We start from the raw sequence: 14,170 nt of genomic DNA, 5'->3' as shown, positions 1-14,170 counted from the left end.
ATGGATAAGCAGCCCGATAAATTAGACGTATTGATGGACTGGTTTTTGGGAGACGCGAAGGAAATTTTAGAAGCCATGAAGTTAATGAAGGCCGAACAAGCCGACATGCTTCAGCGGCTGGGCGAACTCAAAAGCGCACTTGAATTGACGGCAGACGATTCGAGAGCGGAAATCATCGGCAGCCTGAGAGATATACAGGCGGCGATGAAGGAGGAAAACAAGGCGCGGTCAGACTTTCTGACGCGCTGGCAATCTCTCCAGCACAACAACGCCAGCACCATCGTTAACCGCGTCGTGATCATGACGGCTGTTTGTTCCATCGTCGGCGCGGCCATCGGGACGGCGCTGACCTTGCTGATCCTGAAGTAACACGCAAGGCCGGAAATCCGGCCTTTTTCTTTCTTTTCAATCGTGACAGTCACGGTGATAAAAATGGATAAAACTGAACGCGAAAGGATGTTAGCCAGACGGCGACAAGCTCGTCGCCGCGAACGGTTACGCGCTGAAGGCGTTAACGTGACCGTCACGCTAACGCACGATGAAGCGGCGCAACTGGACGAACTACGGCAGGTGCGCCGGATGGGTAAACAGCCCTATTCACCAAATGAGTTTTTCCAGCTGCTGCTGATCCGCAACTGGCAACAGTGGGAGAAAGAAAAAGCCGCGCTGGGTACATGCCAGCACTGCGGAAAATCAAAAGCCGGTGGCGGCTGCGGCGGGGAGTTTCAAAAGGAAACATACCAATGCTGGCTGGCGCAGGACGCAAACGCGCTTAACATTTAGTGTATTGTGCAATACAGAAAAGCCCGGTTAATACCGGGCTTTGTCGTTGTCGGAAGGTTTATTTTTTTTCCTGTTGCAACAGGTGATCAATCTTTGCTGCAAGCGCGTATGTTGACGGGAACGCGCCTTTTGTACGCTGGTTAGGTAACTGATTGAAGGCCATCAGGCAGGCTTCGAGAAGGTAGGTTTTCTGGCTCTCCAGCTCTGCTTTCAGCTGGGACGGTGTTGTGACTTTTGTCATTAGGCTTACTCCTGATAAGTGCCGCTTTGGGCTGTATTGCCCGGCTTTCACCGGGCGGGGTGTTTATGCTCAATCAGGCCGGAATATGGTAATAGGCCAGCTCGCGATGCAGGTCATTTTCAAAACCTGTTTCATAGTCCCACGCTCGCCAGGCAAGGCGACCATCAACAACGTGGCGGATCTCGATTTGCTCGCTATCGTAGCGGTCTGTATTGGCTACTTCGACGGTTACTGTAGGGGTGTTGTATTCGCGAATAATTGCAGCGATATGTTGTTTCATTTGGGACTCCGTGGGTTGCCGCTTTGGGCTGTGTTACCGGGCGGCGGTATTGCCTCCCGATAAAATAAGTATCGCTTTTCTCGCCCCAAAAGTCAATATTAGTAAATACGATAATTACATTTATTTCATTCAGTTTTACCAACAAAAAGCGCCCCGGAAGGCGCGTTGAAGGATGGGCAGTTTATGCCGCACGGACGGCGGCAAGTGCTGGCGCTCCGGTTAGCAGGGCATCACGCAGGGCCGCCAGAATAAGCAGGGGCTGCGCGTTCTCTGCGTGTACCATCCGATAGATCTCTGTGAACTCTTCCGGGCTTAAAACGCCCATTCTAAAAGCGTGGTCTGCGTTGTGCTCCGCCAGCCAGATAACATCCTGCGCTTTGTACTTCTCTGTATGCTTCTCCTGGCTCGCCAGGGCGCGGGTCATGCTGCGGGCAACGTAGGCGCGAGTTACGCGCTTCTCTGCGTATGGCTTGCCTTCTTCCGCTTCAATAGGTTCATGCAAGGTGTACACGGTGTAATCGTCAAGGCTTGCCGCCGGGATGTGTTCCGGGGCTGGCTCTGCGGTGGCTTCGCTCACTGCTGCGGCCTTCTCCGCTTCAACTGCCATATAGCCTTTCAGGCCCGTTTTCGCTGCTTTGTATGCCGCTTTGAAACAAGCCACTTCGGAAATGTCGATCCAGTAACCACAACCAAAGCCGTCCTCATAGCAAGGGCAGCTGTCATTTTCCCAGCCTGCCAGCGTCAGGATCTCGTCCATCGCTTCCAGCTCTGCCGCCGTGGCGCTCTCGATGATGAAATGATGTTTGCGGCCGCGTAAATCCGGGTTTGCTGCGGTGGTTGCTTCGCGAGTCAGTTTCATTTTTTGCTCCTTGAATTTAATTGCCGCTTTGGGCTGTGTTACCGGGTGGCGGCATTGCCTCCCGATGAATATAAGTATCGCCTTTTTTGCTCCCAAAGTCAATATTAGTAAATACATTTATTACATATATTTCATTTGGCTACAGCAGTTAAGAAGATGCGCGGAGCGCATGGGAGGCGCAACGCGCCGGAAGCCCCGCAGCGAAGCGAGGACTTAAAAAGCGTTACGGCTTTAGCCGTAATAATCCCCCGTCCTGCAAAGCCATCCTTTCCACCGTTCCCGCCGCCACGCCACGGCCAGACATAAGCCCTGTCCCGGTGAGCGGCCTGTGCGGCGCTCTGCGACGCGCTGGGCGTGATTTCCGGGTCCGTGGTGGGTCAGCGCAGCTGACGCGCCCGGATGGGCTGTAAACGGGCTTACAGCGCTGCTGGTGACGCTGGCCGATACGATCAAATTTGCTGAATGACACTTGCAGCCGGCAGCAGCTGAGAAGCAGCTGCAGCTGGCGGGCGCCCATTTCGGGTTTTACGTTATTTCAGTGAGTTAGCGACAGCAGGCAGGAAAATCAGGTATTCAGTATTTTTGATGCCTTATAGCCCCGTTGCGGGGCGGTTGGCGCGGCGCGGCCTTTGGCCGCTGCAAGCGCCGGGTTTGACGAGCAGATACCCGTTGAGCTGCACAATCCATGTTTATCACAAGCGTCAGCGATGGAAGCCCGAAGGGGCGAGACAGCAAGGCTGGCTCGATGCGCAGCACGACGTAGCGGCCCGGAGGGAGACGCCCTATTTAGCGTCCGCCACCCATTTGTACAGACACCCAACCGACAGATTCAGGTCGGCGGCAATATCCTTAACTTTCTCACCAGTCACCTTTCTGGCCGTCATTCTCTGCACGGCTTCATCCCTGAGCGTATCAGGAACGACCTTCACCACCGGAGAATGCTTCCATATCTGATGCACCCGCGCGACGTTCGCCGCCGCCACTTTATGCAACCTGGTGCTGGTCGCACGTTCAGGAGCATTCTTCCGGCCTTCGGCCATGAGCGCGAGCTGGTCAGCGGGGCGAATTTCGCCCCGCCGGATACGGCGCAAAACATTTTCCCGACACTGGCGGGAATGCTCGGCGCTGGCAAGCGGCGTGTGTAGTGGTATGCCCCAGCGTTCCCGGTACTGTCTGGCGTTCATCTGGTGGGCTTTACTCAAATGAGGGGCCAGGAAAGAAAACTCCTTCCCGCACTCCAGGCACTTAATTTTTTCCGGTGCGTCGTCATGATCAGCCATCGTCCGGCCTCCTTTTCGTTATGCAGGGCGGCGATTAGCCGCCCTGCAATTTAATTAACAATCCTCGCGCTGTGTCCAGCGGTTATCCGTCAAAGCCTGCTGCGCAGTGCTGCTGTCCGGGAAGTATTCAGCGGATTCCCTTGATACCGGGTAGCCCTCACTGGTCGCAGTGCCAATGTAATAGCCTCTCTGGCTTTTCAGGATCTGCAACGCCAGGTCAAAACCCTGTTGCTGTGCGAGTTTTCCGTTTTCCATTTTTTTCTCCAGGCTGGCGGGGGTTTCCCCCCGCCTGTGGGTTAGTGAGATTTGCGTGACAGGTAAAGCGGCAGGAAGCAATCAAGCGCATACAGGAATGAAACGACCGACGCAGAGCCGTACAGCAGCGCCAGCGGCATATTATCGGCATAGCTAAACACGCCTGTTGATGCGGCCAGCCCCAGCACGGTAGTACACGCGCCGCCCAGCTGGACTTGCTCGCGGTAGCCCTGGCGAACCATAAACCACGGAAGGGCCAGCGCGGCTGCGGCGAGAATAAACGCGATTGGGATGATGATCAGATAGTTCATAGATAACTCCTTAGATGCCACTTTGGGCTGTGTTACCGGGCGGCGGTATTGCCTCCCGATGAAATAAGTATCGCTTTTTTTGCCCCAAAAGTCAATATTAGTAAATACAATTATTACTTATATTTCATGAAATTTTACCCACAAAAAAGCGCCCCGAAGGGCGCTAATTTAGCGGCTGGATTTATCCACCTTTCCCGCATTGATGCGGATTTGCGCTGCAAGCCCCCAGGTAAAGCAGTCATGCCCGCGCCCCGCCAGCGCCCCGGATTTGTACGCCTCAAGCGTCACATCAGCGGGGATGGTGGTTTCGCCGTATTCTTTGCGTAGCAGGTCGATAGATTCAGCGATCAGCGCGTCGGTCAGGTCACGTGAGCAAAACAGGTATTTCACGCCACCATAAACACGGTGGAAGCCCGTAATGTTGTATTCGTAAATGTCTTCCATTGAGTTAACGCTACCTTCCTCAAACTTATCTGTAATCGCTTCTACAGCCTCTTTGGTTGGGCCATCCGTCCACGAAACATAGAGCGCGTTATAGTCACGCATACGGACAGAAAACTTCACGCCGGGGAAATGCTTTTTCAGCAGAATACGGATGTTTTTAGCGGCTAGCTTGGTGGTGTTGCTTTCGGTGGCCGTTGTCAGCAATCCGGCGTTTTCCGGGTCAGCGCTGGCACGTTCGTTCGCCAGCTGGCGGGCATCTTCTTTCGCCTGGTGTCTCGCTTCGCGCTGGTCGGTCACACTCTGCACAACCTGACGGCGGGCGCGGAGTTCATCGAGTGAAAGGGTCTTGTCGATCACCTGGTAAAAACGCAGGGAGGTTTCCAGCAGCGGGGCGCAGGTCGGGGCATTCAGGCCGAGGATGGTATAGCTGATTTTGCCGTCAGCCAGATTAACCGCGCTTACTACATACTCGTTGTTAAAAGAGGTGAGGCACTGGCCGACAGTTAAAGTAGTCATAATATTACTCCTGATAATCGCCGCTTTGGGCTGTGTTACCGGGCGGCGGCATTGCCTCCCGATGAATATAAGTATCGCCTTTTTTGCCCACAAAGTCAATATTAGTAAATACATTTATTACATATATTTCATGTGGCTGCGGCAGTTAAGAAGATGCGCGGAGCGCATGGGAGGCGCAACGCGCCGGAAGCCCCGCAGCGAAGCGAGGACTTAAAAAGCGTTACGGCTTTAGCCGTAATAATCCCCCGTCCTGCAAAGCCATCCTTTCCACCGTTCCCGCCGCCACGCCACGGCCAGACATAAGCCCTGTCCCGGTGAGCGGCCTGTGCGGCGCTCTGCGACGCGCTGGGCGTGATTTCCGGGTCCGTGGTGGGTCAGCGCAGCTGACGCGCCCGGATGGGCTGTAAACGGGCTTACAGCGCCGCTGGCGACGCTGGCCGATACGATCAAATTTGCTGAACGACACACGCAGACGGCAGCAGCTGAGAAGCAGCTGCAGCTGGCGGGCGCCCATTTCGGGTTTTACGTTATTTCAGTGAGTTAGCAACAGAAGGCAGGAAAAACAGGTATTCAGTATTTTTGATGCGTCAGCGATGGAAGCCCGAAGGGGCGAGACAGCAAGGCTGGCTCGATGCGCAGCACAACGTAGCGGCCCGGAGGGCGACGCCCAGCGCGGAAAGGTAAACGACAGGCACAAAAAAACCCGACTGGTGAGATCGGGCTTTAATGTTTTGCCCCAGACTGAGGCGGGAACGACCAAACAATTGACAACGAAATATTACGTCATGGGTAGCGTAAATGCAAACGGCGCGGAATAGGGTATACTGCGCGGGTCAATCTGTTGACGTCCTCGCTCCAGCTCCCCGCTTATGCGGCATGAACGGATTAAAGTCCTGGTTGAAAAACAGGTGGTGCTGTTTCAATGCCCAGGCTGGAGCGGGAACGACCAAACAATTGACGTTGGGTAGTCGCTGTGACAGGCAATGTAAGGGCAATCAGCGACGTTCCGGCTCTGTATGGAGCAAACGGATGATTAACGTGTTAATCGTCGTTCTGCGGGCGGTAGTCGCGGTGTCAAACGCTGTGATTGCAATCCTGGAACTGATCCGCGAATTTGTCGATTGATGAACGCGGAAACGTAGCTAAAGGCGGGGGGACCACCCCCCGCCTTTTAACATCTAAAATGGCGTATCTTCTGACGCTGGCAGGTCCGGCCACTTCCCGCCCCATTGCATTATTTCCTTTATCGAGTCGGTAATGACTCCAACTTATTGATAGTGTTTTATGTTCAGATAATGCCCGATGACTTTATCATGCAGCTCCACCGATTTTGAGAACGACAGCGACTTCCGTCCCAGCCGTGCCAGGTGCTGCCTCAGATTCAGGTTATGCCGCTCAATTCGCTGCGTATATCGCTTGCTGATTACGTGCAGCTTTCCCTTCAGGCGGGATTCATACAGCGGCCAGCCATCCGTCATCCATATCACCACGTCAAAGGGTGACAGCAGGCTCATAAGACGCCCCAGCGTCGCCATAGTGCGTTCACCGAATACGTGCGCAACAACCGTCTTCCGGAGCCTGTCATACGCGTAAAACAGCCAGCGCTGGCGCGATTTAGCCCCGACATAGCCCCACTGTTCGTCCATTTCCGCGCAGACAATCACATCACTGCCCGGCTGTATGCGCGAGGTTACCGACTGCGGCCTGAGTTTTTTAAGTGACGTAAAACCGTGTTGAGGCCAACGCCCATAATGCGGGCAGTTGCCCGGCATCCAACGCCATTCATGGCCATATCAATGATTTTCTGGTGCGTACCGGGTTGAGAAGCGGTGTAAGTGAACTGCAGTTGCCATGTTTTACGGCAGTGAGAGCAGAGATAGCGCTGATGTCCGGCAGTGCTTTTGCCGTTACGCACCACGCCTTCAGTAGCGGAGCAGGAAGGACATCTGATGGAAATGGAAGCCACTGGAGCACCTCAAAAACACCATCATACACTAAATCAGTAAGTTGGCAGCATCACCAGTGGCGCCAAGTACCCAGAAATACCATATGGAAGACGTGCACCGTGCGGGCGGCGTGCTGGGCATTCTCGGCGAGCTGGACCGTGCCGGCCTGCTGAACCGCGAAGTCAAAAACGTGCTCGGCCTGACCCTGCCGCAGACGTTGGAGCAGTACGACATCACCGTAACCCAGGACGAAGCGGTCAAAAAAATGTTCCGCGCCGGCCCGGCGGGTATTCGTACCACCCAGGCGTTCTCGCAGGACTGCCGTTGGGATACCCTGGATGACGATCGCGCCGAAGGCTGCATCCGCTCGCTGGAGCACGCCTACAGCAAAGATGGCGGTCTGGCCGTGCTGTACGGCAACTTCGCGGAAAACGGCTGCATCGTGAAAACCGCGGGCGTGGATGACAGTATCCTCAAATTCACCGGCCCGGCAAAAGTCTACGAAAGCCAGGACGAGGCGGTTGAAGCTATCCTCGGCGGTAAAGTGGTCGAAGGCGACGTGGTGGTCATTCGCTACGAAGGGCCGAAAGGCGGGCCGGGCATGCAGGAAATGCTCTACCCAACCACCTTCCTGAAATCAATGGGGCTTGGTAAAGCCTGTGCGCTGATCACCGATGGTCGTTTCTCCGGCGGTACCTCCGGTCTCTCTATCGGCCACGTTTCTCCGGAAGCGGCCAGCGGCGGTAATATCGCGATCATCGAAGATGGCGACATGATTGCTATCGACATTCCGAACCGTGGCATTCAGCTGCAACTGAGCGAAGCGGAAATCGCCGCTCGTCGTGAAGCGCAGGAAGCTCGCGGCGACCAGGCGTGGACGCCGAAAAACCGTGAACGTCAGGTCTCCTTTGCCCTTCGCGCCTATGCCAGCCTGGCAACCAGCGCCGACAAAGGTGCGGTGCGCGATAAATCGAAACTGGGGGGTTAATCACCATGGCGGAATCACAGCCCCTATCCGGCACCCCTGAAGGTGCCGAGTATCTCAGAGCGGTGCTGCGCGCACCGGTCTATGAAGCGGTACAGGTAACGCCGCTGCAAAAAATGGACAAGCTCTCTTCGCGCCTCGACAACTTCATTCTGGTCAAGCGCGAAGACCGTCAGCCAGTGCACAGCTTTAAGCTGCGCGGCGCGTACGCGATGATGGCGGGCTTAACGCCTGAACAGAAAGCGCGTGGGGTCATCACCGCTTCTGCGGGCAACCATGCTCAGGGCGTGGCGTTCTCCTCTGCGCGTCTGGGCCTGAAGTCGCTGATTGTCATGCCGGTGGCGACTGCCGATATCAAAGTTGATGCTGTTCGCGGCTTTGGCGGCGAAGTGCTGTTGCACGGCGCTAACTTTGATGAAGCCAAAGCCAAAGCGATTGAACTGGCGCAGCAGCAGGGCTTTACCTGGGTTCCGCCTTTCGATCACCCGATGGTGATCGCCGGACAAGGTACGCTGGCCCTGGAGTTGCTCCAGCAGGACGCACACCTCGACCGCGTGTTTGTGCCGGTGGGCGGTGGCGGTCTGGCGGCGGGCGTGGCGGTGCTGATCAAACAGCTGATGCCGCAGATCAAAGTGATTGCCGTCGAAGCCGAAGACTCCGCCTGCCTGAAGGCGGCGCTGGATGCCGGTCATCCGGTGGATCTGCCGCGCGTGGGTCTCTTTGCTGAAGGCGTGGCGGTAAAACGTATCGGTGACGAAACCTTCCGTCTGTGCCAGGAATATCTCGACGACATTATTACCGTCGATAGCGATGCGATCTGTGCGGCGATGAAAGACCTGTTTGAAGATGTGCGCGCGGTAGCGGAACCTTCCGGGGCGCTGGCGCTGGCGGGGATGAAAAAATACATCGCTCAGCACAACATACGCGGTGAGCGTCTGGCGCATATTCTCTCTGGCGCTAACGTCAATTTCCACGGCCTGCGCTACGTTTCCGAACGCTGCGAGCTAGGGGAACAGCGTGAAGCGTTGCTGGCGGTGACGATCCCGGAAGAGAAGGGCAGCTTCCTGAAGTTTTGCCAACTGCTGGGCGGGCGTTCGGTCACCGAGTTTAACTACCGCTTCGCCGACGCGAAAAACGCCTGCATTTTTGTGGGCGTGCGTCTGAGTCGCGGCTTCGAAGAGCGTAAGGAAATCCTTAATCTGCTCAACGATGGCGGCTATAGCGTCGTCGACCTCTCCGACGACGAAATGGCTAAGCTGCACGTGCGCTATATGGTCGGTGGTCGTCCGTCGAAGCCGTTACAGGAACGTTTGTTCAGCTTCGAGTTCCCGGAATCGCCGGGTGCGCTGCTGAAGTTCCTCTACACCCTGGGCACGCACTGGAATATTTCCCTGTTCCATTATCGTAGCCACGGCACCGACTATGGCCGTGTACTGGCGGCGTTTGAGCTGGGCGATAACGAACCGGACTTCGAAACCCGGCTCAACGAACTGGGCTATGAGTGCCACGACGAGACCAATAACCCGGCGTTTCGTTTCTTCCTGGCAGGCTAAGCACCGTTTCTCGGGGGATAACCATCGCGGTTATCCCTCGTTATTTCATTTTCCCGTCTCTGCTTCCCTCTATTTTTTCCCGTTAGCCTGTTCTTACAATAAAAATGTGATGCAATTCATAATAAAACGCTCACCGCGTTGCGCCAGGTTCTGGTCATCTTTTGGGGGCAATACTTCTCGCTCAACCGTAACTCCTGAATTAACATTGTCGGTAGTTAATTCTTAGCGGTTAGAGAGGATATTCGGATGAGAATGGATATAGTTGATACCCCGAATGAAAATGCGCAAGGAAGTAAATATTTAACGCCTCAGCTTACGTTCCTCGATAAGCATTATAATAATTCCACGGACTTTTTTTCTTCGATATTTTTACTGCTGAAAGAGAAAGGCTACGTTCGGGATTCTTTCCTCGATGCCATTCTTGCCAGAGAAAAAGCCTATCCAACCGGGTTACCCACGCTGCCGGTGGCTATCGCGCTGCCGCATACCGACCCCCAGCACGTCATTCGTCCCTTTATCTCTGTTACGCGACTGTCACAACCTCTCGCCTGGCAGGAAATGGGGAATGACGACAATACGCTCTACGTTCAATTTATTGTTCTTCTTGGTTTTATTGACCACAGCAGCCACCTGACAGCGCTGCAAAACCTGATGGACTGCCTTGCTGATGAACAGGTCGTCCAGACCCTACGCGAGATAGACGATGTAGATACCTTTCTCTGTACCCTCACATCAAGACTGCAATTGGATAAGGATTTATAAAATGAAAAAAGTCATTGTTGCCTGTGGAAGCGGCGTTGCGACCTCACAAACAGTTGCCAGTAAAGTGACTCGCTTATTGAATGAACGTAACCAGTCGCACATTAAAGTTGAAGTAATCGACCTTAAATCTCTCGATAGCCATATTAAGGATAGTGCTGCGTATATCGCAATTACTAAAGTTGATAAGCAATATCCTATCCCCGTGATTAACGGTATCGCATTTCTGACCGGTATGGGTATGGAACAGGAATTACAAAAGGTCATTGATGCCTGTAAATAAGGCGTAGCTCTTTAATCCTTATAATTATTTTAGTGGAGAAGTGCTATGGACTTTCTTGGTGTAGTCATAAATTATATTCTGAATTTAGGCGCGCCGGTTTTTGTGCCTTTTATCATGTTATTAGCCGGGCTGGTGGTGCGGATGAAATTCCGCGATGCGGCTTCGGCGGCCATCACGCTAGGCGTCGCCTTCGTTGGGATGAGCATGCTGATTGGCTTTATGGTTGATGCCATCGGGGTTGCCGCGCAGACCATGATGAACCGCACCGGCCTTGAACTGAGTATCGTCGACGGCGGTTGGACGACGATGGCGAATATCTCCTGGGCTTGGCCTTACGCATTCGCCATGTTCCCGCTTCAGGTTGGCGTAAACATTGTGATGTTGATGCTAAACAAGACCAATACCTTCAACGCCGACCTCTGGAACGTGTGGGGGAAAATCTTTACCGCGTTTATCGTAGTGAGCGTCACCACCCCATTGTTTGGCCCGGTCTGGAGCCTGGTGCTGGCGTTCCTGATTGCAGCTTTGCAGATTATCGTTGAGCTGAACGCTGGCGACATTCACCAGCATCGCATTGAGAAACTGACTGGAATCCCCGGCGTCACCTGTACCCACCGCATGGTGTTCTTTGGCGCAATTTATTACCCGTTCGATCTGCTGCTGCGCAAAATTCCGGTGTGCAATAAGCCGATGGATGCCACCGCGCTGCGCGCAAAAGTTGGCGTTTTTGCGGAAAACCATATCATCGGTTTTATTCTCGGGATCCTGTTCGGCATTATCGCGGGCTACAGTGTGGCGAAAACGCTGATGCTGGGCGTTCAGGCCGCAACGGCGCTGGTGCTGTTCCCGATGATTTCCAAACTCTTTATGCAGGCGCTGTCGCCTATTTCGGAAGCCATCAGCGACTACATGAACAAGAAATTCTCCGGGCGTAAGCTGTTCGTCGGCATCGATTGGCCATTTATGGGCGGCGCCAGCGAAATCTGGTTTGCCATCATCGTTGCGATTCCGTTCACGCTCATCTGGGCGCTGATTCTGCCGGGCAATAAGATTTTACCCTTCGCCGGTATTATTAATATTTCCCTGATTGTTCCTGCCTACCTGGTGACGCGTGGCAACACCCTGCGCATGGTGATCCTTAGCATTATCGGGGTGCCGTTCTTCCTGTTCGTGGGTACGCAGTTTGCGCCAATGATTACCGAACTGGGCCAGGCGACGAAGGCAATTACCATTCCCGCCGGCCAGCTGATTTCCAATAGCTCCATTGATGCTCCGGTCTTTACCTATGCCTTCTCCTTCCTGTTCAAATTCCTGGAAGGCAACTTTATCCCGCTGGTGTTTGCGCTGTGGTGGGGCTGCGGCTACTTCTTCTACTCCCGCGAACTGCGTCGTGAAAGCAATCTGGCGCAGCTGGAAGCCGAGCAGCAGGAGAAAGCTCAGCAGGCTTAATTCTGGGTTTCATGTTCATGTCTGGCGGCAGGCGCCGCCGCCAGACTTTTGATTGCAGGAGAGTCGACATGGCTATGGATAAACGCGTGGTTGCAGTGCTGGATGCCATTGTGAACGATCCCGGCATCACGGGGACGAAGCTTGAGGAGCAGTTTTGCCTGACGCGCAAACAGCTGAGCTATACGCTGAAAAAGGTGAATGATTATCTGGAATCGAACCACTTCGACCGGATCAACCGCCTGAAAACCGGGAAACTGCATATCCCGCGCCATGTGATTGAGCATTTTCGTCAGAATCAGACCGCTGAAACCGAGCATCGCTATCTCTACTCGGAAGATGAACGCGGACAGATGATTATCTTTATGCTGTTGACCCGCAGCGAGCGGCTTTCATTGCTGCATCTCTCCTCTTCGCTGGGCGTCAGCCAGAATACGATTATCAACGACCTGAAAAAGGTGCGCACCGAGGTTATCGAGCACGGGCTGGAGATAAGCTATGACAGGGGTAATGGCTATCATATTCTGGGTGAGGAGCTGGAAAAACGCTACCTGTTGCTAAACTGCCTGCGCCGAGTGCTGGAAATCCCGGTCGCCAAAAATATTATTGCTCAATACAACAATGTGATGAGCGACTATCTGGAAAAGGTGGGCAATGTTTTCAGCGAAATTGAAAAACGTTTTAAAATTCAGTTTACCGACCGCCAGCTTCAGGAGCTTATTTATTTTATCTGCTTTGTCCTGCACCGTATTGATTCAGGAAAAAGTCTGGTCAATATCCCGAGCAGCTACGCTGACATTATTGGCAGCAGAGAATATACATTGATGCAGAGCGTTATCAGTAAAATCAATATCAGTAGCGAGAATGAACTGGTTTTCCTGACGGCACTGATCCAAAGTTCAAATATTCAAAGCATTGCCGATAAATATTTCCACCTTGATACGCTTCTGCTCGAAAGCGTGGTCGCGGTGGTCGATAACTTCGAAAAAATAAGCTGCGTCACCATCAAAGAAAAAAATGAGCTGATTGAAAAGATCTATCAACACTGGAAACCGGCCTATTACCGTATTCGCTACCATCTGACCAACACCAGCAGCGTTTACGATCTGGTGGTGAAAGAGTTCAGCCACCTGCACGAGATGGTTCGCCGGGCGGCGGTGCCGTTCGAAACGGTATTGCACTGTGAAATTCCCGATGAAGAGATGGCATTTTTGACGGTGCTTTTTGGCGGCTGGCTGACTCGCGAAGGGGTTATCCATCAGATTAAGCTGCAGAAAACGGCGGTGGTCGTGTGTGAGAATAGCGCTACGATTTCGACTTATCTGTTTCTGACGCTGCAGGTGCTATTCCCGGAACTGCACTTTACCGAGGTGATGTCGCGCCGCGAGTTTGAGCGCTATACCGGGCACTACGATGTGGTCTTCTCGACCACACACCTGAATACCAGCAAGATGGTGTTTGTGGTGAATCCGTCCATCAGCAGCATCCATAAGAGCGCATTCCGCAATCATGTTATCAGCGCGCTACAGGGCGTGGACCCGAACATTATTCAGATAGAGCAACTGCTGCTTATCTTCGAACGCTTCGGCAACATTATCGATCACAAAGGATTGCAGCGCGCGCTGGCCAGCTATATCTACGATGAAAAAAGCGCCGCGAGCGCGGTGGGCAACATTGAACCACAAGCGCCGTCGCTGACCGACTTGCTGCGGCGCGAACACGTTCAGTTTGTCACTTCGTGTCCCGGCGACTGGCAGCAGGCCATTACTCAGGCCGCTGCGTCACTGTTGGAAAGCGGCGTGATTGAACCCCGCTATCTGCAAATTATGCTGAATAAAATCGCTGACGAGCAGCCCTATATCATGCTGGCCGATGGCGTGATTATCGCCCACGCAGGCGTCGATGATGGCGCACTGGATACGGGGATGGCGTTATTACGCCTGCCTTCTAAGATTGATTTCGCGGGTTATATGCAGGCCGATATTATTATCGTCCTGGCAACTAATAATCCACAGAAACATCTCAAGGCGCTCGCGCAATTAAATGAATTTCTCGAATTTTATGATGGCGGTAATGTTATTCGCCGCGCCCAGGATGAATATGCATTGATAAAAGAATTCGTCCATCACCTGTAATAAGTCATTAAACGCCGTTGCAGCTAAAAACTGCAACGTTATTTCCCGGCAACCATTGTCGCGACATCGCTCGCCCCTATAACCGTATACAGGA

Annotated in this window: 16 protein-coding genes and 1 pseudogene; 9 read left to right on the top strand and 8 right to left on the bottom strand. The window is 53.6% G+C overall.

Annotated features, from left to right (window positions below):
• Both stbC and C2U41_RS29845 read left to right on the top strand, forming a co-directional pair.
• The gene (stbC, locus tag C2U41_RS26180; protein ID WP_032416596.1) at positions 1-369 is read left to right on the top strand and encodes a plasmid stabilization protein StbC; all 369 of its coding nucleotides are present in this window, start codon (positions 1-3) and stop codon (positions 367-369) included.
• A 63-nt stretch (positions 370-432) separates the two neighbouring features.
• Positions 433-783: a hypothetical protein gene (locus tag C2U41_RS29845; RefSeq protein ID WP_223226687.1), complete on the top strand. Its 351-nt coding sequence runs from the start codon at positions 433-435 to the stop codon at positions 781-783.
• A 58-nt stretch (positions 784-841) separates the two neighbouring features.
• Here C2U41_RS29845 and C2U41_RS26170 read toward each other — a convergent pair whose 3' ends face one another.
• The 7 genes from C2U41_RS26170 to C2U41_RS26135 all read right to left on the bottom strand — a co-directional run bounded on the left by C2U41_RS26170 (position 842) and on the right by C2U41_RS26135 (position 4,969).
• A complete protein-coding gene (locus C2U41_RS26170) occupies positions 842-1,024 on the bottom strand; it encodes a hypothetical protein (RefSeq protein WP_000170167.1) in 183 nt (60 codons plus the stop codon).
• Between the two features lie 73 nt (positions 1,025-1,097).
• Positions 1,098-1,304, bottom strand: a complete 207-nt coding sequence (locus tag C2U41_RS26165; RefSeq protein WP_020323152.1) for a DUF905 family protein — start codon at positions 1,302-1,304, stop codon at positions 1,098-1,100.
• Between the two features lie 181 nt (positions 1,305-1,485).
• Positions 1,486-2,163 carry a DUF5417 domain-containing protein gene (locus tag C2U41_RS29390; RefSeq protein WP_020323167.1) on the bottom strand — a complete coding sequence of 226 codons (678 nt, stop codon included), beginning with the start codon at positions 2,161-2,163 and terminating at the stop codon, positions 1,486-1,488.
• A 782-nt stretch (positions 2,164-2,945) separates the two neighbouring features.
• A complete protein-coding gene (locus C2U41_RS26150) occupies positions 2,946-3,443 on the bottom strand; it encodes a MucR family transcriptional regulator (protein ID WP_020323377.1) in 498 nt (165 codons plus the stop codon).
• 54 nt (positions 3,444-3,497) lie between these two features.
• A complete protein-coding gene (locus C2U41_RS26145; protein ID WP_020323376.1) occupies positions 3,498-3,698 on the bottom strand; it encodes a hypothetical protein in 201 nt (66 codons plus the stop codon).
• Positions 3,699-3,739: 41 nt separating this feature from the next.
• The gene (locus C2U41_RS26140) at positions 3,740-4,009 is read right to left on the bottom strand and encodes a hypothetical protein (RefSeq protein WP_020323374.1); all 270 of its coding nucleotides are present in this window, start codon (positions 4,007-4,009) and stop codon (positions 3,740-3,742) included.
• A gap of 168 nt (positions 4,010-4,177) precedes the next feature.
• Positions 4,178-4,969 (bottom strand): LPD29 domain-containing protein, encoded by a 792-nt coding sequence (locus tag C2U41_RS26135; RefSeq protein ID WP_020323375.1) that lies wholly within the window; start codon positions 4,967-4,969, stop codon positions 4,178-4,180.
• 1,029 nt (positions 4,970-5,998) lie between these two features.
• Here C2U41_RS26135 and dqlB point away from each other — a divergent pair.
• Positions 5,999-6,094, top strand: coding sequence for a DinQ-like type I toxin DqlB (gene dqlB, locus C2U41_RS30040; protein ID WP_024562317.1), 96 nt, complete (start codon positions 5,999-6,001; stop codon positions 6,092-6,094).
• Between the two features lie 143 nt (positions 6,095-6,237).
• Here dqlB and C2U41_RS26120 read toward each other — a convergent pair.
• A protein-coding gene (locus C2U41_RS26120; protein WP_223571425.1) for an IS1 family transposase occupies positions 6,238-6,935 on the bottom strand; the annotation gives its coding sequence in 2 pieces (ribosomal slippage) (positions 6,238-6,686 and positions 6,686-6,935; 699 coding nt in all).
• A gap of 56 nt (positions 6,936-6,991) precedes the next feature.
• On the opposite strand from C2U41_RS26120, the pseudogene C2U41_RS26115 reads away from it, so the two are divergent.
• The 6 genes and pseudogenes from C2U41_RS26115 to C2U41_RS26090 form a co-directional block, all read left to right on the top strand.
• Positions 6,992-7,903: pseudogene (locus C2U41_RS26115) on the top strand (dihydroxy-acid dehydratase domain-containing protein); the annotation flags it as partial.
• 5 nt (positions 7,904-7,908) lie between these two features.
• Entirely contained in the window at positions 7,909-9,453 is a 1,545-nt protein-coding gene (gene ilvA, locus C2U41_RS26110; RefSeq protein ID WP_020323225.1) for a threonine ammonia-lyase, biosynthetic, read from the top strand.
• Between the two features lie 246 nt (positions 9,454-9,699).
• Positions 9,700-10,215: a PTS sugar transporter subunit IIA gene (locus C2U41_RS26105; RefSeq protein WP_020323228.1), complete on the top strand. Its 516-nt coding sequence runs from the start codon at positions 9,700-9,702 to the stop codon at positions 10,213-10,215.
• Between the two features lies 1 nt (position 10,216).
• Positions 10,217-10,495: a PTS sugar transporter subunit IIB gene (locus C2U41_RS26100; protein ID WP_020323230.1), complete on the top strand. Its 279-nt coding sequence runs from the start codon at positions 10,217-10,219 to the stop codon at positions 10,493-10,495.
• 45 nt (positions 10,496-10,540) lie between these two features.
• Positions 10,541-11,944 (top strand): PTS galactitol transporter subunit IIC, encoded by a 1,404-nt coding sequence (locus C2U41_RS26095; RefSeq protein ID WP_020323222.1) that lies wholly within the window; start codon positions 10,541-10,543, stop codon positions 11,942-11,944.
• Positions 11,945-12,012: 68 nt separating this feature from the next.
• Positions 12,013-14,076 carry a BglG family transcription antiterminator gene (locus C2U41_RS26090; RefSeq protein WP_020323221.1) on the top strand — a complete coding sequence of 688 codons (2,064 nt, stop codon included), beginning with the start codon at positions 12,013-12,015 and terminating at the stop codon, positions 14,074-14,076.
• Positions 14,077-14,170: the final 94 nt, after the last annotated feature.

It is taken from the genome of Citrobacter freundii complex sp. CFNIH4 (assembly GCF_002934505.1).
Classification (GTDB): Bacteria; Pseudomonadota; Gammaproteobacteria; order Enterobacterales; family Enterobacteriaceae; genus Citrobacter; species Citrobacter freundii.
Note: the sequence above shows the minus strand (reverse complement) of the source record. Positions and strands in the feature narration are given on the sequence as shown.